Here is an 18,479-nt window from a genome sequence, read left to right as displayed (position 1 = left end):
GTCGAACATGATTCCGGACAAGCAGCGCGCCGTCATCATCACCGCCCCGGGCGGCCCGGAGGTCCTGTCGGAGCGGCAGGACTGGCCGGTCCCGCGCCTCGGACCAGACGACGTCCTGATCGAGGTCGCAGCCGCCGGCATCAACCGACACGACTGCAACCAGCGCGCCGCCGGGCCGTCGCGGGAGCCCAATCCCATACCGGGATTGGAAGCCTCGGGGCGCATCGTGGCCTGCGGCGCCGACGTTTCCCGGGAACGGCTGGGTGAAGCGGTGATCGCGCTGACCGACGGCGGTTCATACGCACAATACGTCGCCACCGATCAGCATCTTGCACTGGACCTGCCGAGCAGCCTCGACTGGATCCAGGGCGCCGCCCTGCCTGAGGCGCTGTTCACGACCTGGTTCAACTTCTTCGAGCTGATGCGCATGGCGCCCGGCGAGACCGCCCTGATTCACGGCGGCAGCAGCGGCGTCGGCACGATCGCGATCCAGCTGCTGCGCGCGCTGGGGCATCCCGTCATGGCCACCGCCGGCACCGCGGAGAAGCGCGCCCTGGCACTCGGGCTCGGCTGCAGCGCCGTGTTCGACTATGCCGATCCCGATCTCGCCGAGCAGATCCGCGCGGCGACGGGGACGCGCGGGGTCGACTGCATCCTCGACACCTCCGCCGGCGCCCACATCGCGCAGGACCTTGCGGCGCTCGCCATGGGTGGACGGATCGCCCAGCTCTCGGCTGGACAGGGCAAGGAGCTGGCGGTGCCGCTGCGCAGCCTGATGGCGCGCCGGGCCAGCATCACCGGCGCGTTCCTGCGGTCGACGTCGCTCGATCTCAAGCGGCGGATCGCGACCGAACTGCGGCAGCGGATCTGGCCTCTTCTCGGAACGGCCATTCGGCCGCACATCGACAGCACCTATCGCCTGTCCGAGGCGGCCGATGCGCATGCCCGCATGGATACGGGCCGGCATATCGGGAAGATCGTGCTTTGCGTCCGCGAATGAGCGACGATCCACGTCGCTGCGCCCATCACGCGCAACGAGCGCCCGCCTACTGCTTCACGCCCGGGATCAGGGCCTTCAGCTTGGCCATGTCCTTGACGTTCATCTTCATCCCGCCGGGCATCACGATGTCCCCGGGCTTCTGGTCGGGCTTGCAGGCGCCGAGCCATCTGGCCTCGATCGTCATCGCGGTGTCCTTCACCCCGGTGCCGGCTGCGCCGCCCGTGACGCGCGACATCGTCTTCACCGTATAGGCCGAGTTGAAATCGCCCGTGATGTCGGCATGCGACGTCGTATTGATGCCGCCGAAATTGCAGACCGAATCGGAGACGTAGCCGGTCGCGGTCTTCTGGATGTCCTGCTTGGAGCAGACCTGCTGCGCCATCGGAGAGGCGAAGTTGTTCATCTCCTTGTCGGTGGCCGCGTCGGTGCAGTGCTGAATCGTCGCCTCCGGCAGCTGACCACCGGATCTGATCATCTTCAGCTCCCACAGGCCGGCCTTGCGCACCGGCAGGTCGACGGCCCGAGCCTCATGGCTCGCGGTCACGCCCAGAAGGCAGCAGGCCAACAGCCCGATTGCGATGCGTGTGCAGGTCATGTGCCCCCGTGCCGGCTCGTTGATCGATGCCAGAGCGAATGCCGCCAAAAGATGGCAATTAGGAGAACGGCAGTTGATGGAAGGTCAGTAGAGCGTCCGCAGCGGCCGCTGCGCCGAGCCGTACGGTACCCAGCGGCAGGAGAACGAGACGTAGCCGCCGTAGCGCGCATCGACGGCGCCGAACTTCGCGACCTTGCCGTAGGAGGCGCAGTGGTCGACCGCGAGCTGGCGCGCATCCGTGGTCTGGGCCAGCTGATAGGCGATGATGCCGCCGGTGTCATTGCCCTTGAAGGGCGGCACCACGTCGGCCTGGGCGGACGCGGCAACCAGAACCATCCCAGCGGCCACGAGGCCTGCAGTCTTCACGAATCCGGCCATCAGCGTCCGCATTGCATTCTCCTCGATCTGGCCTGCCATTCTAAAGGTCCCGTGCGGTCAAGAAAAGAACACCGGCCCCGGGTTAACAGGACTAATCGTGGAGTGTTGCCGCGTTGCACTTGACCTCCTGTGGCCACCGCGGCACGGTCCACGCTCCCGGATCAGCCTTGCGGACGGCCCATGCGCGACTTCAGCTCAGCTTTCAAGACGTTCGGTGCCGCATGCGGCGCGCTGCTCGCGTTCGCGACCGCGCCGGCCCAGGCGGCCAACCCGCTCGAGATGAACTTCTGGCTGTCCGGCCCGAAATATGACGGCCGGGTCGCGCCTTGCGAGGCGGCCATTCCGACCATCGTCTCGCGATTCCAGGACAAGGAGAGCACCTTCTGGAATTCCTCGCTGACGATTACCGGCGTCGCCAATGTCCATGAGATCGCCTTCCGGCCCTGGCAGTCCGACAACATCCCGCGCCGCTTCTGCACCGGCAGCGTGATGATCAGCGACGGCAAGGCGCGCACCGTCAACTTCTCGATCATCGAGGATGGCGGCTTCGCCGGCTATGACCAGGGCGTCGAGTTCTGCGTCGTCGGCCTCGATCGCAACTGGGCCTTCAATCCGGCCTGCCGCGCCGCCAAGCCCTGATTCGCCTTTCCCGGCGCATCGCCCGCTCGCGCGAGCGGCCAGCTGACCAATGGCTGCCTCGGGGCAGCCATTTTTGTTCTTGAAATGTTCCCGCGCGCTGGTAGGCTCCTGGCATTGTCCGGGGAGTATGCCATGTTCGATTGCCTGCGCCGACCTGCCGTCCTGTTGTCCAGAACGATCGCCTGCTTTGCCCTCTTGCTCGGTGTGCTCGCGGCTGGCTCCGCCGCGGCGCAGGACCGGCGCCAGAATGCGCCGGGCGCGTTCGACTTCTACGTTCTCTCGCTGTCGTGGTCGCCCTCGTACTGTGCCGAGGCGGAGGAGCGCGGCGGCCGCGGCAGCCGGTCCCAACAGTGCACCGGCCGGCCCTACTCGTTCGTCGTGCACGGGCTGTGGCCGCAATACGAGAACGGCTACCCCGAATATTGCGAGCAGCCGGCGCCGCGCCTGCCGCGCAACATCATGACCTCGATGCTCGACCTGATGCCGGCGCCGGGCCTGATCTACAACGAGTGGGACAAGCACGGCACCTGCGCCGGCATGTCGGCGAAGGCCTATTTCGAAGCCATCCGCAAGGCGCGGGCCGCCATCAAGATCCCGCCGGAATTTCTCGATCTCGCGGAAGCCAAGACAGTGGCGCCGGCGGCGGTTGAGGAAGCCTTCATCAAGGCCAACCCCAAGCTCACGACATCGGGCATTGCCGTCACCTGCAATCGCACCCGGCTGAGCGAGGTCCGGATCTGCCTGTCGAAGGACCTCGAGTTTCGCAATTGCGACGAGATCGACCGGCAGGCCTGCCGGCGCGACGAGGTCAACATGCCGCCGGTCCGCGGCGGCTAGCGACTGCGAATCGGGCGACCGCAGCGCGTCGGCCTGCGGCGCCTGTTGCGGCGGCGATGATCCGCGGCTCTCCGAAAGGGCATGCGGCGCATCGACGGGGTACCCTTTTGACGCGGAACGGCGTAACCGGGACGGCATGAACTACCGACACGCCTTTCACGCCGGCGGCTTCGCCGACGTCATCAAGCACATCGTGCTGACGCGCATCCTGGTCTACCTCCAGGAGAAGCCCGCTGCGTTCCGGGTGATCGACACCCATGCCGGCGCTGGCCTGTACGATCTCACCGGCGACGAGGCGACCCGCAGCGGCGAGTTCCTCACCGGCATTGCCCGCCTGCTGCAGGCGCGGCTGTCGGATCAGGTCTATGCGCTGGTCCAGCCCTATCTGGATATCGTCCGATCGTTCAATCCGACGGCCGAGCTCGTCGCCTATCCCGGCTCGCCGCTGATCGCGCGCGCGCTGCTGCGGCCGCAGGACCGCATGACCCTGTGCGAGCTGGCGCCGATCCCCCGCAAGCAGCTGATCGATCAGTTGCGCCGCGACACCCAGGCCCGCGTCGTCGATCTCGACGGCTGGGTCGCCCTGCCCGCCTTCGTGCCGCCGAACGAGCGCCGGGGCGTGGTGCTGATCGATCCGGCGTTCGAGGCGAAGGATGAGTTCGAGCGGCTCGCCGACCGCTTTGCCGCGGCCTTCGCGAAGTGGACCACCGGTATCTACGTGCTTTGGTATCCCGCCAAGAGCCGGCGCGCGACGGAAGAGCTGAGCGATCGCGTCGCGGCGCTCGCGGCCGCGGCCAAGCCGCCCGGCAAGGTGCTGCGGATCGAGTTCAGTGTTGCGCCGCAAATCGAAGGCGAGGCGCTGACCTCGACCGGACTGCTGATCGTCAACCCGCCCTGGACATTGCATGACGAGCTGAAGCTCATCCTGCAGGAACTGCAGAAGCCGCTCGGCCAGGGCGGCGCGGCGCGCTTCCGAATCGAATTCCCCAAAGCTTGAAACGGCTACTGGTCGAAAAGCCGTAGTCAATCGGCGCGGAACCGTATTATTGTGTCCGATTGTAAGACTGGCTTTACGTTCCGCTTCCGCGAATGGTTGCGGCGGGGTGATCAAGGCCTAACAAGATCCGGCGATCCGGCGCGGCGAGCGCTGGGCGTTAAGGTGGCCAACGCTTTCCGATCAAAGTGATGTCCGGTCGGACGCTGCGCAGGGCGCGCAGTGGAGGAAGCATTGCGGGGGAGGAGTTTCCCGATGGCCATGACTGGGACGGTCAAGTTCTTCAACGGTGAACGCGGCTACGGCTTCATCAAGCCGGACGACGGTGGACGCGACGTGTTCGTGCACATCACGGCGGTGGAGCGCGCGGGCCTGAAGGACCTGACCGAAGGACAGCGGATCAGCTTCGAGGTCGAGCCGGACAAGAAGGGCAAGGGCCCGAAAGCGGTGAACCTGGTGCTATCGTCTTAGGACGAGCCCGCCTGGCGGTCATTCACGCGCCGGCGTGAGTGCAACCGGAGGCGCCTCGACGCCACCTCTTCGTTGGTTTGGAAGCTGTCGGCAGCGCCTGTGTGCGTGCACAGCATTGCCGGCTCGTACGTGCAGGCCGCGCGCGATAATGCACGATTGCACGGAGGGCTCCGACAAAAAAATCCCGGCCGCGCGAGCGGCCGGGAGGTTGTCGTTGGACGTTTCTTCTTCCTATTCCCTCGTTGCCATCAGAAGTGGAAGTTGATGCCTGCGCGCACAATTCCAAACCGATAGTCGTTCTTCGCCCCCGTGATCACGAAATTGCTGCTGTCGAGATCGACGTAGAGATACTCGATCTTCGCGGTCCAATTCTGCGCCAGGCCGAATTCGGTGCCGGCACCGAGCGTCCAGCCGACCGTGGTGTGCGATTCCGAAAGACCGAAGGTCTCGGCGCGCAGGCCGCCAAAGGCGAGGCCGCCGGTGCCGTAGAACAGGATGTTGTTGAAGGCGTAGCCGGCGCGGCCGCGCAAGGTGCCGAACCACGGGTTGGAGAACTTCCACGGCGCGAAGGTGTCGTTGGCGCCGGTCAGGTTGATGTCGCCCTCGGCGCCGAACACCCAAGGGCCGTTCTGCCAATTGTAGCCCGCGGTCAGGCCGCCGGTGAGGCCGGACGGCTTGGTCGGGTTGTTGCCGACGGTGCCCCACTCATAGCCCAGCGTGCCGCCGAGATAGGGGCCGGCCCAGCTGTAGGCGTTGAGGGGCTGGTTGACGGTGTAGGGCGCGCCGCGCCCGTAGCCGAGGTCCGCCGCCTGCGCCGAGACCGATCCGAGAGCCGCCGCGCCCAAGCCCGCCGCGGCGGCAGCACCGACCAAGAACCTGTTCATCGCTCACTCCACGCCACTCGCCGTCACCCGCCGGAGCATGCGCCGCGCGACTGTGCTGCGCGGGCCGGCGTGGTTACGGAACTCTCGCTTCTTTCGTGAGCATTTATCGAGAGTTTTAGGTTAAGCCGTTGTTAAGCCGGGTTACCCGGCCATTAACGTGCTTAACGGAGCGTTACCGCCCTGCCCTGTGCATGGCGCGATCGCAAGCTGGCGAGACGGCGCGGCAGCGCTTAATTTGCGGACATGACCACCCACAGCTCCGATCCACCCAAGGCGCCGACGCCCCCGAGCCGGCGTGGCGCCACGGCCGACCTGCCACCCGAGGCCATCGACACGCCCGATCTCGACCCCGCCGCCTCGGCTGCAGACGAGGACGATGACGGCCGGCTGCCGGAGCTGGCCGAGGAGAGCCTGGAGGCGGTCGGGGAAGGCCCGCTCGCGATCGGCCACGCGGCGATCGAGAACGCGGTGCGGCTGGCGCCGACCTCGCCCGGCGTCTACCGCATGCTCAACGCGGCCCACGACGTGCTCTATGTCGGCAAGGCCAAGAACGTCAAAAAGCGCCTGTCGTCCTATGCGCGTGCCAACGCGCCGCTGCCGGCGCGCATCCTGCGCATGATCGCAGCCACCGTGACGGTCGAGATCGTCTCCACCACCACGGAGACCGAGGCGCTGCTGCTGGAAGCGAACCTCATCAAGCAGCTCAAGCCGCGCTTCAACGTGCAGCTGCGCGACGACAAGTCGTTTCCCTACATTCTCATCACCGGCGACCATTGGGCGCCGCAGATCCTCAAGCACCGCGGCGCGCAGTCCAGGCCGGGGCGCTATTTCGGGCCGTTCGCCTCGGCCGGCGCGGTCAACCGCACCATCACCGCGCTGCAGCGCGCCTTCCTGATCCGCTCCTGCACCGATTCGTTCTTCGAGAGCCGCACCCGCCCCTGCCTGCTGCACCAGATCCGCCGCTGCGCCGGTCCATGCACCCAGGAGATCGATTTCCCCGGCTATACCGAATTGGTGCGCGAGGCGACCGACTTCCTGTCCGGACGCAGCCAGGCGGTGAAGGCGCTGCTGGCGGCCGAAATGGAGAAGGCGTCCAGCGAGCTCGAATTCGAGACCGCCGCCGTCTATCGCGACCGCCTCGCGGCGCTGTCGGCGATCTCCTCGCAGCAGGGCATCAACCCGCGCACGGTCGAGGAAGCCGACGTGTTCGCCATCCACCAGGAGGGCGGCTATTCCTGCGTCGAGGTGTTCTTCTTCCGCACCGGCCAGAACTGGGGCAACCGCGCCTACTTCCCGCGCGCCGAGAAGACGTTCACACAAGAGGAGGTGCTGTCCGCCTTCCTGTCGCAGTTCTACGATGACAAGCCGCCGCCGAAGCTGATTCTGCTGTCGCACGAGATCGAGGAGGCCGAGCTGCTCGCCGAGGCGCTGTGCGTCAAGGCCGGCCACAAGGTCGAGGTGTCCTGCCCGAAGCGCGGCGAGAAGAAGGATCTCGTCATCCACGCGCTGACCAATGCGCGCGAGGCGCTGGGCCGCAAGCTCGCCGACACCGCGACGCAGAGCCGGCTGCTGGATGCGATGACGACGACGCTCGGCCTGCCGCAGGTGCCCCGGCGCATCGAGGTCTACGACAACAGCCACATCCAGGGCACCAATGCGGTCGGCGCGATGATCGTCGCCGGCCCCGACGGCTTCATGAAGAACCAGTACCGCAAGTTCAACATCAGGTCGGAAGGGCTGACGCCCGGCAACGACTACGCGATGATGAAGGAGGTGCTGCAGCGCCGCTTCAAGCGGCTGGTGTCACCGTCGGAGAAGGATGTCGCCCGTGCGGCCAAGGAGGACGACGTGCCGCAATGGCCCGATCTCGTCATCATCGATGGCGGCCGCGGCCAGCTCAACGCCGTCCGCGAGATCTTCACCGAGCTCGGCGTCACCAATGTCGCGTTGATGTCGGTTGCCAAGGGTCCGGACCGCGACGCCGGACGCGAGACGCTGTTCATCCCGGAGCGCGAAGCGATCAAGCTCGAGCCGCGCGACCCCGTGCTGTACTTCATCCAGCGCCTGCGTGACGAGGCGCACCGCTTCGTCATCGGCTCGCACCGCAAGCTGCGCAAGAAGGACATCCGCGAGGCCGGCCTGCAGGAGATCCCCGGCATCGGCCCGTCGCGCAAGCGCGCGCTGCTGCACCACTTCGGCACCCTGAAGGAGATCGAGCGCGCCTCGATCGCCGACCTCGGCAAGGTGCCGGGAGTGTCAGCCGAAAGCGCCCGCAAGATATTTGAGTATTTTCACAGCAACGCCAGTTGAAGGACGCCTTCTGCGCTCGCGCCGGCCGCTCAGAACGGCTTGACGACGACGAGCACGGCGATCGCAGCGGTGCTGCCGACGATCAGTGGCGGCATGTGAGACGGCCAGCGCGCCGCCGGCGTCTCTGACCGTGCAAGCCGTCGCAGCGTTCCCGCGAGCACGCCGTGCAGCGCGGACAGCGCGACCACGATGCCGAGCTTGATCGTCAGCCAAAGCGAGCCGAACCATTGGCCCTGCATGGCGAGTGCGAGGCCCGCGCCCCACACGACGAGCATGGCCGGCGTCGTGACACGCCGGTCCCAGCGGCTGACGATCTCGACCATGGTGGCGGCACCAGCCGCTTCTGCCTTGGTCGCAGCCGCCGCGATGGTGATCGCTGCGGCCAGCAACCCGCCGCTCCAGCACAGTACGGCGGCGACGTGCAGCGCCTTGAGCCACTCGACCATCATGGCGCCGCCAGCAGCATCTCGCGTCGCGCCAGGACGCGGGCATTGACGAAGCCGCCGAACGGCACGAACGCAGCCATTGTCATCCGGACGATCTCCGTTCTCGACCAGCCGCCGCCGGCTGCGAGCTGGATGAGCATCCAGATGTAGCCCATGAAAGCGAGGCCGTGGACAGGACCCATGATCCTGGTGGCGACGGCGAAGCCGGCAAAGTGCTTCAGCGGCACCGCCACCAGCACCAGCAGCAGCAATGTGCTGCCTTCGACGAGCGAGACTGCGCGCATCCGCTTCAACAGCGACAGCTCCTCGGCCTGATGTTGAGTGGTCATCATTCGACCTCCTTCAGCACCTTCTCGACCTGGGTGAGCCGCAGCTCGATCTGCCCCAGACTGCCCTTGAGGGCGGCGAGCAGCTCTGCACTCGTCTCCTGCGCTCGAACGGCTCGCTCGGTCAGCGCGCGGAAGCCCTCCTCCGTCGCGACCTGCCGTCCGGCCTGCCGGACCGCCGCAAAATACTTCATCGCAAACACCAGGATGATGGTGACAAGGACGAGGATCGTGACGAGCAGGAAGATGGCGGCTTTGTCAGCCATGTTGGTCTCCTTCCGGTTTGATGGAGGATGGAACGACGGACAGCGTCTCCGCTGCTTTGGCGATCGAGGACGGCGTCAGGGCGATCTCGAAGGGAGCAACCTCGAAGTAGTTCAGCGCCTTGCCGTCGGCGGAGAGCTCCAACCGGCTGGTGACCAGCCCCGCCTCTTCGAGCTTGCGCAAATGAAGGTGCAGCAATGGCCGGCTGATGCCGAGCTCGCGGGCCAACTGGCTGACATAGGTGCGCCCCCGGGCCTGCAAAGCAGCCACCACCCGCAACCGATGCGGATTGGCCAACGCTGCCAGCCTGTCCAGCAGTTGATCGCCTTCAGTGGGCATACGTCGCGGCTCTCCACCTGTAAGGATATTATTACAGGTGAGGTCCGCCCCGTCAACTTTATGATACACCTGTCAGGAAAAAATTTCGATTTCCATATATTTACCCGGACAAAAATAAGCTCTACATGAGCTGAGCCCACCTCACTTTGGAGCGACACCTCATGACCCCCGATCAGCGCAAGGCGGCGGTCGCCGCCTACAAGGAGCGCAAGAGCCCTGCCGGCATCTTTGCCGTCACCTGCGCCGCCACCGGCGCGCGCTGGATCGGCTGTGCGCCGGACCTCGACAAGATCCAGAACCGTCTGTGGTTCACCCTGCGCCAGGGCGGCCATCGCCGCGGCGGGCTGCAGGCGGCCTGGGCCGCCCATGGCGAAGGGTCGTTCAGCCTGGAGGTGATCGAGACCTTCGACGACGAAGCGCTGGCCTATGTGCGCGATCGCGTGTTCGCGGAACGGCAGGCGCATTGGTGCGCGGTTCATGGGGCCGAGGCGATCTGATCACCGGCGGCATTCGCGCCGCTGTCATTGCACCGCAATAAGACCGATCGGCGCGCCCACCGCGGCACGCCGATCTCCCCACTGGCGCGACCGCGTGCGGTTGCTTAAGGAAGCGTTACCGCTCTTTGTATCGGGGCGGGAGAGTTCCTATCTCCGCAAGACTTCGTTGCGAACAGCGTCATATCTGCGTCATCCTGCCGAAGCGGCTCGGCTCGGAGGTTGACGTCCGAACGGCGGCAGTATTGGTACACCGGATGAATATTGCGACCACACGCGTGCCCAGCAAGACGTCGACGTCCCTGCCGAACATCCTAACCTATACGCGCATCGCCGCGATACCGGTCGTGGTCGGCTGTATCTACGCGCAGTCGGTATGGATGTATCCTTTGTGGCTCCGCTGGGTCGCCGTCGCGGTGTTTATTGCGGCTGGGATCACCGACTATCTCGACGGTCATTTCGCACGGATCTGGAACCAGCAATCGGCATTCGGCCGTATGCTCGACCCGATCGCGGACAAGCTTCTGGTCGCCTCCTGTCTGCTGATGCTGGCCGCCGACAGCACCATCCAGAACTGGTCGCTGTGGGCGGCCATTGTGATCCTGTGCCGCGAGATCCTGGTGTCGGGCCTGCGCGAATATCTCGCCGCGCTGCGCGTCTCGGTGCCGGTGACCAAGGTCGCCAAATGGAAGACCACGATGCAGCTGGTGGCGATCGGCTTCCTGCTCGCGGGCGAGGCCGGCGATGCGGCGGTCGCCCAGATCTCGACGGCCGTGGGTCCGATCGTGAGCGGGATCGGAATCTGGCTGCTCGGCTTGTCGGCGGTCTTCACCATCTACACCGGCTACGACTATTTCCGCGCCGGCATCCACCACCTCATCGAGGCAGACTCGCGATGAAGGTGAAGTATTTCGCCTGGGTGCGCGAGCGCGTCGGCAAGGCCGAGGAGACGATCGAGCCGCCGGCGGACGTGCGCACGGTCAGCGAGCTGATCGCCTGGCTCACCACGCGCGGCGAGGGCTACGCCTATGCGTTCGAGAAGCCGAAGGTGATCCGCACCGCGATCGACCAGACCCATGTGCAGCCGGATACGGCCATCGCCGGCGCCCGCGAGATCGCGTTCTTCCCGCCGATGACCGGCGGCTGACGCAACGGAAGATCCGTCCATGACCGCGATCGTCACCGTCCGGGTGCAGCAAGAGGATTTCGACACCGCGGCCGAGATCGCAGCCCTCAGCCATGGCCGCACCGACATCGGCGCCGTCGTCAGCTTCTCCGGCCTGTGCCGCGGCAACGACCATGACACGCCGATCACCGCGCTGACGCTCGAGCATTACCCGGGCATGGCGGAGGCCGAGATCATGCGGCACGCCGAGCAGGCGATGGCGCGCTGGCCGCTGCAGGGCCTGACCGTGATCCACCGCTTCGGCCGGATACGGCCGGGCGAGAACATCGTGCTGGTGGTGACCGCCTCCAGCCACCGTCAGGCGGCGTTCGAGGCGGCTGAGTTCCTGATGGATTATCTCAAGACCAACGCGCCGTTCTGGAAGCGCGAGGAAACCAATGATGGCGGCAGCTGGGTCGAGGCCAAGAGCCACGACGATGCCGCCGCGGCGCGCTGGAAGTCGTGATGGCGAAGAAGGTCAAGACGGCAGCGCCGCGCAAGGCGGCGGCGCCGAAGCTGCCGAAGGTCAATGAGGGCGAGCTGGTCAGCCTGCTCGACTATCTGCGCTACGCGGTGAGCTGCTTCCAGGACGCCGATCTGGTGTTTGCGCACGGCACCACCGATCCGGTGTCGGAGGCCGCCTTCCTGATCGGCGAGGCGCTGCATCTGCGCCCCGATCAGTTCGAGAGCTTCGTCACGGCCCGGGTCACCGCGGCCGAAGGCAAGATGATCCTCGACCTGATCACGGCCCGAATCACCACGCGAAAGCCGGCGGCCTATCTGGTCAACAAGGTCTACATGCGCGGCCTGCCGTTCTACGTCGACGAGCGCGTCATCGTGCCGCGCTCGTTCATCGGCGAGCTGCTGGAGACGCATTTCGGCGGCGCCGAGGCCGATGGCACCTCGCTGATCGATGATCCGCTGGCCGTGGACAGCGTGCTGGACCTCTGCACCGGCTCTGGCTGTCTGGCGATCCTGGCCAGCCGCCACTTCCCCAATGCGGTGATCGACGCCGTCGACATCTCCAAGGACGCGCTCGCGGTCGCCACGAAGAACGTCGCCGACTACGACCTCGGCGAGCGCATCTCGCTGCACCGCGGTGACCTGTTCGCACCGCTCAGCCAGCGCCGCTACGATTTGATCATCACCAACCCGCCCTATGTCGACGCCGAGGGCATGGCCGGCCTGCCCCGGGAATGCCGCGCCGAGCCGGCGCTGGCCTTCGACGGCGGCACCGACGGGCTCGACATCATCCATCGCATTCTCAGCCAGGCCCGCGACCATCTGACTGCGGAGGGCGGATTGTTGTGCGAGGTCGGGCGCGACCGTCCGCAGATCGAGGCGGCCTATCCCGACCTGCCGCTGCTCTGGCTCGACACCGAGGACTCCGAGGGCGAGGTGTTCTGGATCACCGCGCGCGATCTCGTGTGATGAGACGCGGCTGCCCGAGGCACAGCGCCCGGTTGGCGCGAATTGACGCAGCGACTTCCAATATCCGGCACAATCTGCTGCCGCTGTGCAGAAACCGCTCACCAGGGCAGCAGGGAACGCTGGACCTTTGACGTTTCCGTCGGCTCGCGAAACTGATAGCTTGGCGCCGGCCCGGATCATCGGCTGACCACGTCGGCGCGCGCATTCAGGCCCATCAGCACGATCCGTTTCGGCAAGCTGTCCTGGCACCGGTTCGCCACCTTTCCGGATCATGCTGCCGCCGTCGCACAACCTGCCTTGAACGTCCGAGAGGTCCCCATGCTGGACAAGAGCCCCCGCCCCGCCGTCACCGTTCCGAATGATCTTGCCGCGCATTGGATGCCGTTCACCGCGAACCGCGCCTTCAAGAAGAACCCGCGCCTGCTCGCCGGTGCCAAGGACATGCACTACATCACCGTCGATGGCCGCAAGATCATCGACGCCGCCGCCGGCATGTGGTGCTGCAACGCCGGCCACGGCCGCAGCCAGATCGCCGAGGCGATCGGCCAGCAGGCCGCGGCGCTCGACTACGCACCGCCGTTCCAATTCGGCATTCCCCAGGCGTTCGAGCTGGCGAACCGCATCGCCGATCTCGCGCCCGCCGGCCTCGACCACGTGTTCTTCTGCAACTCCGGCTCGGAGGCGGCCGACACCGCGCTGAAGATGGCGCTGGCCTACCACCAGATCAACGGCCAGGGCAGCCGCACCCGCCTGATCGGCCGCGTCCGCGGCTATCATGGCGTCGGCTTCGGCGGCACTTCGGTCGGCGGCATCGTCAACAACCGCAAGCTGTTCGGCACCTTGCTGACCGGCGTCGACCACATCCCCGCGACCTATGACCGCGAGAAGCAGGCCTTTACCAAGGGCGAGCCGGAATACGGCGCGCACTTCGCCGATGAGCTGGAAAACCTCGTCAACCTGCACGGCGCCAACACCATCGCCGCCGTCATCGTCGAGCCGATGGCCGGCTCGACCGGCGTGATCCCGGCACCGAAGGGCTACCTCAAGCGGCTGCGCGAGATCACCCAGAAGCACGGCATCCTGCTGATCTTCGACGAGGTCATCACCGGCTTCGGCCGCCTCGGTTACGCCTTCGCCGCCGAGCGCTACGGCGTGACGCCTGACCTTCTGACCTTCGCCAAGGGCGTCACCAATGGCGCGGCACCGATGGGCGGCGTGCTGGTGCGCGACACCATCCACGACGCCTTCATGAGCGGCCCCGAGCACATGGTGGAGTTCACCCACGGCTACACCTACTCGGCGCATCCGATCGCCTGCGCCGCCGGCCTCGCCACGCTCGACATCTACCGCGACGACAAGCTGTTCGAGCACGCCCGCGCCATAGAGCCGAAATTCGCCGACGCCGTGATGTCGCTGAAGGGCCTGCCCAACGTGCTCGACATCCGCACCGTGGGTCTCACCGCCGGCATCGACCTCGCGCCGCTACCCGACGCGGCTGGCAAGCGCGGCTACTCCGCGATGGAGACCGCCTTCCACAACAACGACCTGATGCTGCGCATCGCCGGTGACACGCTGGCGCTGACCCCGCCGCTGATCATCAGCGAGGATCAGGTCGGCGAGATCATCGAGAAGGTCGGCAAGGTCATCAAGGCCGTGGCGTAAGCCATTCGGCGACCAATCGGCCATGATCGGCCAGGAGCAGAATTGGCGGCCCGCGTGGCCGCCATTTTTGTTTCTACGATCCCCAAGAACGGTCATTGCGGCTTTCCACATGTCGCATGCCGGCCGACAATAGCCTCGCGCGTGCGCAGGGAACCTTCGCAAATCCTCCACGTTCATGTCGCGAGCCGGCGGTTCGCGCGCGGCGATGGATCATCGGAGGACGCGCATGCTTGCACCGCCAGGAGAGCTGCTGCGATTGGGGCTCGAGCAGAGACTCAACCGCGTCAGGCGCGCCACCCAGGCCTACATGCGCGATCGCGCCCGGCAGGCCACCGGAACGGTGACGTCCTACGCCGTCGCCGCCGGGCTGTTCGCCACCGCGGGCATCTTCCTGATCGCCGCCTGCATCGTCGGATTGACCGCGCTGTTCCGCTGGGTGGAAATGACCTACGGCCTGTTCACCGCATTCGCTGTGGTCGGCGGCATCCTGGTCGCGCTGGCGGTGATCTGCGCGATCATCGCGGCGGTGAAGTTGCGCAGTCCGACGCCGCACTATCCTTCACTCTCCAGCCGGCTGCGCGTGGCGATCGCAGCGCCCGTGGCCCGGGAACCCGACGCGGACGAGATCGATCCCGACACCATCCCCCTGGCACCGTCATCGACCTCCACGAATCACGGGAGCGGAGCTGCGGGTGCACTCGGCCGGGTCAACGTGCCCGTCGGTGTCGCCGTTGCGGCACTGCTGCTCGGCGTGGCCGCCCTGCGCCGGCGTCACCGCAGCGCGTAAGCCTGCCCCGACAGCGACAGGCGCGGTTCGACGGACATCGAAGAATCACCGGCTCGGTTGAGTTGATCAGCAACACGCGTCGATCAGCTCATGGGCATCGCGCGCATGTCTCAATGTGTCTGGAGTCCGCGTGGCGCTTTCCCCGGTGTTCTACGGGTCAGCGACACTACGATGACACTCCGCTTTCCCCGGTGAACTTGCGTAAATGACACGCAGACGGGAAATCATCGGCCTCTCCCGGTATTTGAATCCCGCCGACTATCCTCGCGAATCAACAGAAGTGCTAAGGTTGCATTCGGTTGGGAGCGTCGCGCAGCATGATCCGTATCTCCACGATTTTCATTGCCATTTGTATGGTTCTGGTCGCAGCCTCGCTCGGCCTGATCCTGTATTCGGTGGCCGGCATCAGTGGCTCGGAATCCGCGATCGTCGCGCTCGCCGCACTGACGTTCCTGATTCTCTACAACGCCGTGTCGATGCGGCTGCGCGACCGCACCGATATCGGCAGCCAGATCGCCGATCTGTCGCGCGGCACCGCCGACCTCGCGCGCCAGGTCGCCGAGTTCGGCCGACGCCTGTCGGCGGTCGAGGGACGCATCGTGTCGTCGAGTTCGGTCAGCGCCGATCGCCTGCAGGGCGTGATCGGCGAGATCAACGAGCTCGGCGGACTGATGAAGCAGCTCGCCGTCACCGTGGCCCAGCATGAAGACCTGATCGCGGCGATCCCGCCAGCACCACCGCCGGGAGCTGCTGCCGGCATGGTTCGCGAGGCCGATCATCCGCTCCCGGCGGCCGCTTCCTCCAGCGGCGCGCGCGAGATGACCGCGCTGCCGCCGAGCGACATCGAGCAGAGGATGCCCGAGACCCCCGGGACGTTCAGCGCGGCATCGGGTGCCGCCCCCCTGCCGCCCAAACCGCAGGCCCCGGCGGTCACTGCCGTACCAGCAGCCTCCAAGATCACGACGCCGGCTCCGTCGACGCCGGTTGCCCCCGCCGTGCCGCGCAGCCAGCCGCAGATCCTCGCCGCGGTCAAAGGCGCGATCGAGGACAACCGCCTCGACATCTACCTGCAGCCGCTGGTGACGCTGCCGCAGCGCAAGGTGCGCTTCTACGAGGCGGTGACGAGGCTTCGCGACGAGCGCGACCAGGTGGTCGCGGCCGAGGACTTCATCGGCATCGCGGAAGCCGCCGGCCTGGTCGGGCGCATCGACCACATGGTTCTGCTTCGCTGCGTCCAGGTGCTGCGCCGCCTGATGGTTCGCAACAAGGACGTCGGCATCTTCTGCAACATCTCCGCGGCGACCCTCAGCAGCCCTACCAACTTTTCACAATGCCTCGATTTCCTCGAAGCGAATCGCGCCCTGGCGCCGTCCTTCGTGCTCGAATTCAAGCAGTCGACCTTGCGCAGCCTCGGCCCGACCGGGGCCGAGCATCTCGCGGCCCTGGCCCAGCGCGGCTACCGCTTCTCGATCGACCATGTCACCGACCTCCGGTTCGAGCCGCGCGAGCTCGCCGATCGCGGTGTCCGCTTCATCAAGGTCCCGGCCGCGCTGCTGCTCGACCCCAAGCAGAGCTCGGCCTCCGACATTCACCCGACCGATCTCTCCGATCTGCTGGGCCGTTTCGGCATCGACCTGATCGCCGAGCGGATCGAAGGCGAGAACAGCGTCGTCGACCTGCTCGACTACGACGTCCGCTTCGGCCAGGGCTTCCTGTTCGCGCCGCCCCGCCCATTGCGACCCGAGGGCGCATCTGCTACCGGCGAGGCCGCCGCCGGCCCATCGGGCGGGCAGGATATCAAGATTCAGGACCCCAATGCCGCCGGCACCACCTCTCTGGACGCGTCACACACCAATGCTTCGACGCGCAGCGGCAATGCCGCCCTCGCCCGCCGTGCCGCCGGGACCCTCTGAAATCAGCCGGCTGCCATGACCGTTCTCCGCTTCGAAGAGCGGCTGCGCGATCTGGTCGGCCGCAAGCAGGTGCTGCTGAGCGACATCTGGGGCGTGGTCCATAACGGGCTGGAGTCCTTCCCCGACGCCTGCGACGCGCTGCACCACTTTCGCCGCCAGGGCGGTACGGTGATCCTGATCACCAACGCGCCCCGGCCGGCCGATTCGGTCCAGCGCCAGTTGCGCAAGCTCGGCGTCGCCGACGAGGTCTACAGCGCCATCGTCTCCTCCGGCGACCTGACCCGCCACTACGTGGCCGATCATCCCGGCGGCAAGGTGTTCTGGCTCGGCCCCGAGCGCGACAATTCCATTCATCGCGGTCTCGACCTGGCGCTGTCGCCGCTCGAAGAAGCGTCCTACATCATCTGCACCGGCCTCTACGACGACGAGACCGAGACCGCCGAGGACTACCGGCCGATGCTGCTGCGCGCGCGCGAGCGCAAGCTGCCGCTGATCTGCGCCAATCCGGACATCGTGGTCGAGCGCGGCGACCGGCTGATCTATTGCGCCGGCGCCATCGCCGAGCTCTACCGCGAGCTCGGCGGCGAGGTGATCTTCTACGGCAAGCCGCACCGGCCGATCTACGAGCGCGCCATGATGCTCGCCGAGCAGCACGCCGGCCGGAAGGTCGCGCGCGAGGAGGTGCTGGCGATCGGCGATTCCGTCCGCACCGATCTCGCCGGCGCGCACGGCTTCGGCATCGACTGCCTGTTCGTCACCCGCGGCATCCATTCCGAGGAGTTCGCCGGCGTCGAGCAGCTCGACCCGGCCTCGGTCAAGGAGCTGTTCGGCCACCCGCCGCGCGCCCTGATGCGCGAATTGAAGTGGTGACCTGATCCCGAAACGAAAAACGCCCGGCCGGGTGCCGGGCGTCTTTCATTTGAGAGCGGATCAGGCGGGCGTCAGGCCGTCGCCATGTCCGGGAATACCGCGTCGATCTTGGTCTTCAGGGTCGCGGCGTTGAACGGCTTGACGATGTAGTTGTTCACGCCGGCCTTCTTGGCCGCGATCACGTTCTCGGTCTTGGATTCCGCCGTGATCATGATGAACGGCGTGGTCGCCAGGTTCGGATCGGCGCGGACCTCGCGGAGCAGGTCGTAGCCGGTCATCGGCTCCATGTTCCAGTCGGAGATCACGAGGCCGTATTTCTTGGCGCGCATCTTGTTGAGGGCCATCGAGCCGTCGCTGGCATCGTCGATGTCCTCGAACCCGATCTGCTTGAGAAGATTCCTGATGATACGGATCATGGTGCTGTAATCGTCGACGACGAGCACCGGCATCGTCAAATCAACCGCCATCTTGACTCCCCCAGACGCGAACACAACGCGCAGACTGTTACAAAAACGCTCTTGCGGCACGGGTCGTAACCGACCCCGCCATCCGCTCTGAGCAGTAGCATCAGCCGTTAAACAGCGCGTTAACTGCGCTGCGGCTGCATGTCGCTATTGCTGCGCTGCATGAGCGGAGGAACCCCTTCGGCTTGACTTCGCGGGGCCGGCCGCCCA

The 18,479-nt window shown here is 66.3% G+C and carries 23 protein-coding genes; 15 read left to right on the top strand and 8 right to left on the bottom strand.

Annotation, left to right across the window (positions count from 1 at the left end; genetic code table 11):
- The first annotated feature begins 7 nt into the window (after positions 1-7).
- Complete coding sequence (locus QX128_RS05375) at positions 8-1,000, top strand: NAD(P)H-quinone oxidoreductase (protein WP_316236863.1); 993 nt, start codon at positions 8-10, stop codon at positions 998-1,000.
- Positions 1,001-1,046: 46 nt separating this feature from the next.
- On the opposite strand, the gene QX128_RS05370 is transcribed toward QX128_RS05375, so the two are convergent.
- Both QX128_RS05370 and QX128_RS05365 read right to left on the bottom strand, forming a co-directional pair.
- Positions 1,047-1,595, bottom strand: coding sequence for a DUF3617 domain-containing protein (locus QX128_RS05370; protein ID WP_316183201.1), 549 nt, complete (start codon positions 1,593-1,595; stop codon positions 1,047-1,049).
- A gap of 84 nt (positions 1,596-1,679) precedes the next feature.
- A complete protein-coding gene (locus tag QX128_RS05365) occupies positions 1,680-1,985 on the bottom strand; it encodes a hypothetical protein (protein ID WP_316236974.1) in 306 nt (101 codons plus the stop codon).
- Between the two features lie 168 nt (positions 1,986-2,153).
- Between QX128_RS05365 and QX128_RS05360 the strand changes: the two genes are divergently transcribed.
- The 4 genes from QX128_RS05360 to QX128_RS05345 all read left to right on the top strand — a co-directional run bounded on the left by QX128_RS05360 (position 2,154) and on the right by QX128_RS05345 (position 4,914).
- Complete coding sequence (locus QX128_RS05360) at positions 2,154-2,612, top strand: hypothetical protein (protein ID WP_316236862.1); 459 nt, start codon at positions 2,154-2,156, stop codon at positions 2,610-2,612.
- Between the two features lie 132 nt (positions 2,613-2,744).
- Entirely contained in the window at positions 2,745-3,449 is a 705-nt protein-coding gene (locus QX128_RS05355; protein ID WP_316183202.1) for a ribonuclease T2, read from the top strand.
- A 136-nt stretch (positions 3,450-3,585) separates the two neighbouring features.
- The gene (locus QX128_RS05350; protein WP_315801957.1) at positions 3,586-4,446 is read left to right on the top strand and encodes a 23S rRNA (adenine(2030)-N(6))-methyltransferase RlmJ; all 861 of its coding nucleotides are present in this window, start codon (positions 3,586-3,588) and stop codon (positions 4,444-4,446) included.
- Positions 4,447-4,698: 252 nt separating this feature from the next.
- Complete coding sequence (locus QX128_RS05345; protein WP_006612991.1) at positions 4,699-4,914, top strand: cold-shock protein; 216 nt, start codon at positions 4,699-4,701, stop codon at positions 4,912-4,914.
- Positions 4,915-5,162: 248 nt separating this feature from the next.
- Here the strand turns inward: QX128_RS05345 and QX128_RS05340 are convergent, their stop codons facing one another.
- Complete coding sequence (locus tag QX128_RS05340; RefSeq protein ID WP_315713602.1) at positions 5,163-5,798, bottom strand: porin family protein; 636 nt, start codon at positions 5,796-5,798, stop codon at positions 5,163-5,165.
- 243 nt (positions 5,799-6,041) lie between these two features.
- Between QX128_RS05340 and uvrC the strand changes: the two genes are divergently transcribed.
- On the top strand, positions 6,042-8,108 hold the full coding sequence (gene uvrC, locus QX128_RS05335) for an excinuclease ABC subunit UvrC (RefSeq protein ID WP_316236861.1): 2,067 nt from the start codon (positions 6,042-6,044) through the stop codon (positions 8,106-8,108).
- 29 nt (positions 8,109-8,137) lie between these two features.
- On the opposite strand, the gene QX128_RS05330 is transcribed toward uvrC, so the two are convergent.
- The 4 genes from QX128_RS05330 to QX128_RS05315 are packed head-to-tail and all read right to left on the bottom strand — an operon-like array spanning position 8,138 to position 9,483.
- Complete coding sequence (locus QX128_RS05330; RefSeq protein ID WP_316236860.1) at positions 8,138-8,557, bottom strand: CopD family protein; 420 nt, start codon at positions 8,555-8,557, stop codon at positions 8,138-8,140.
- Complete coding sequence (locus tag QX128_RS05325; RefSeq protein WP_315801954.1) at positions 8,554-8,886, bottom strand: DUF3817 domain-containing protein; 333 nt, start codon at positions 8,884-8,886, stop codon at positions 8,554-8,556. Before QX128_RS05325 ends, QX128_RS05330 begins: the two co-directional genes overlap by 4 nt.
- Entirely contained in the window at positions 8,883-9,146 is a 264-nt protein-coding gene (locus QX128_RS05320; RefSeq protein WP_315801953.1) for a hypothetical protein, read from the bottom strand. Before QX128_RS05320 ends, QX128_RS05325 begins: the two co-directional genes overlap by 4 nt.
- Positions 9,139-9,483, bottom strand: coding sequence for a helix-turn-helix domain-containing protein (locus tag QX128_RS05315; RefSeq protein WP_315801952.1), 345 nt, complete (start codon positions 9,481-9,483; stop codon positions 9,139-9,141). The genes QX128_RS05320 and QX128_RS05315 overlap by 8 nt, the downstream gene beginning before the upstream one ends.
- A 161-nt stretch (positions 9,484-9,644) precedes the next feature.
- Here QX128_RS05315 and QX128_RS05310 point away from each other — a divergent pair, with 161 nt between their 5' ends.
- From QX128_RS05310 to QX128_RS05270, 9 genes are all read left to right on the top strand, one after another.
- Positions 9,645-9,980, top strand: a complete 336-nt coding sequence (locus QX128_RS05310; protein WP_315801951.1) for a GIY-YIG nuclease family protein — start codon at positions 9,645-9,647, stop codon at positions 9,978-9,980.
- Between the two features lie 254 nt (positions 9,981-10,234).
- The gene (gene pgsA / locus QX128_RS05305) at positions 10,235-10,876 is read left to right on the top strand and encodes a CDP-diacylglycerol--glycerol-3-phosphate 3-phosphatidyltransferase (protein WP_315754456.1); all 642 of its coding nucleotides are present in this window, start codon (positions 10,235-10,237) and stop codon (positions 10,874-10,876) included.
- Positions 10,873-11,124 carry a molybdopterin converting factor subunit 1 gene (gene moaD, locus QX128_RS05300; protein ID WP_315801950.1) on the top strand — a complete coding sequence of 84 codons (252 nt, stop codon included), beginning with the start codon at positions 10,873-10,875 and terminating at the stop codon, positions 11,122-11,124. The genes pgsA and moaD overlap by 4 nt, the downstream gene beginning before the upstream one ends.
- Positions 11,125-11,143: 19 nt before the next feature.
- Complete coding sequence (locus QX128_RS05295) at positions 11,144-11,608, top strand: molybdenum cofactor biosynthesis protein MoaE (protein WP_316183209.1); 465 nt, start codon at positions 11,144-11,146, stop codon at positions 11,606-11,608.
- A complete protein-coding gene (prmB, locus tag QX128_RS05290; protein ID WP_316236859.1) occupies positions 11,608-12,573 on the top strand; it encodes a 50S ribosomal protein L3 N(5)-glutamine methyltransferase in 966 nt (321 codons plus the stop codon). Before QX128_RS05295 ends, prmB begins: the two co-directional genes overlap by 1 nt.
- A 318-nt stretch (positions 12,574-12,891) precedes the next feature.
- Positions 12,892-14,235, top strand: coding sequence for an aspartate aminotransferase family protein (locus tag QX128_RS05285; protein WP_315801947.1), 1,344 nt, complete (start codon positions 12,892-12,894; stop codon positions 14,233-14,235).
- A 226-nt stretch (positions 14,236-14,461) separates the two neighbouring features.
- On the top strand, positions 14,462-15,022 hold the full coding sequence (locus tag QX128_RS05280; RefSeq protein WP_315801946.1) for a phage holin family protein: 561 nt from the start codon (positions 14,462-14,464) through the stop codon (positions 15,020-15,022).
- A gap of 317 nt (positions 15,023-15,339) precedes the next feature.
- On the top strand, positions 15,340-16,935 hold the full coding sequence (locus QX128_RS05275) for an EAL domain-containing protein (protein WP_316236858.1): 1,596 nt from the start codon (positions 15,340-15,342) through the stop codon (positions 16,933-16,935).
- Positions 16,936-16,950: 15 nt separating this feature from the next.
- Positions 16,951-17,805: a TIGR01459 family HAD-type hydrolase gene (locus QX128_RS05270; protein WP_315801944.1), complete on the top strand. Its 855-nt coding sequence runs from the start codon at positions 16,951-16,953 to the stop codon at positions 17,803-17,805.
- 71 nt (positions 17,806-17,876) lie between these two features.
- On the opposite strand, the gene QX128_RS05265 is transcribed toward QX128_RS05270, so the two are convergent.
- Entirely contained in the window at positions 17,877-18,272 is a 396-nt protein-coding gene (locus QX128_RS05265; protein ID WP_006613531.1) for a response regulator, read from the bottom strand.
- Positions 18,273-18,479 lie beyond the last annotated feature (207 nt).

This window comes from Bradyrhizobium sp. SZCCHNR1015, from assembly GCF_032489875.1.
GTDB lineage: Bacteria > Pseudomonadota > Alphaproteobacteria > Rhizobiales > Xanthobacteraceae > Bradyrhizobium.
The sequence above is the reverse complement of the archived record's forward strand: the minus strand, read 5'-3'. Positions and strand labels throughout refer to the sequence as shown.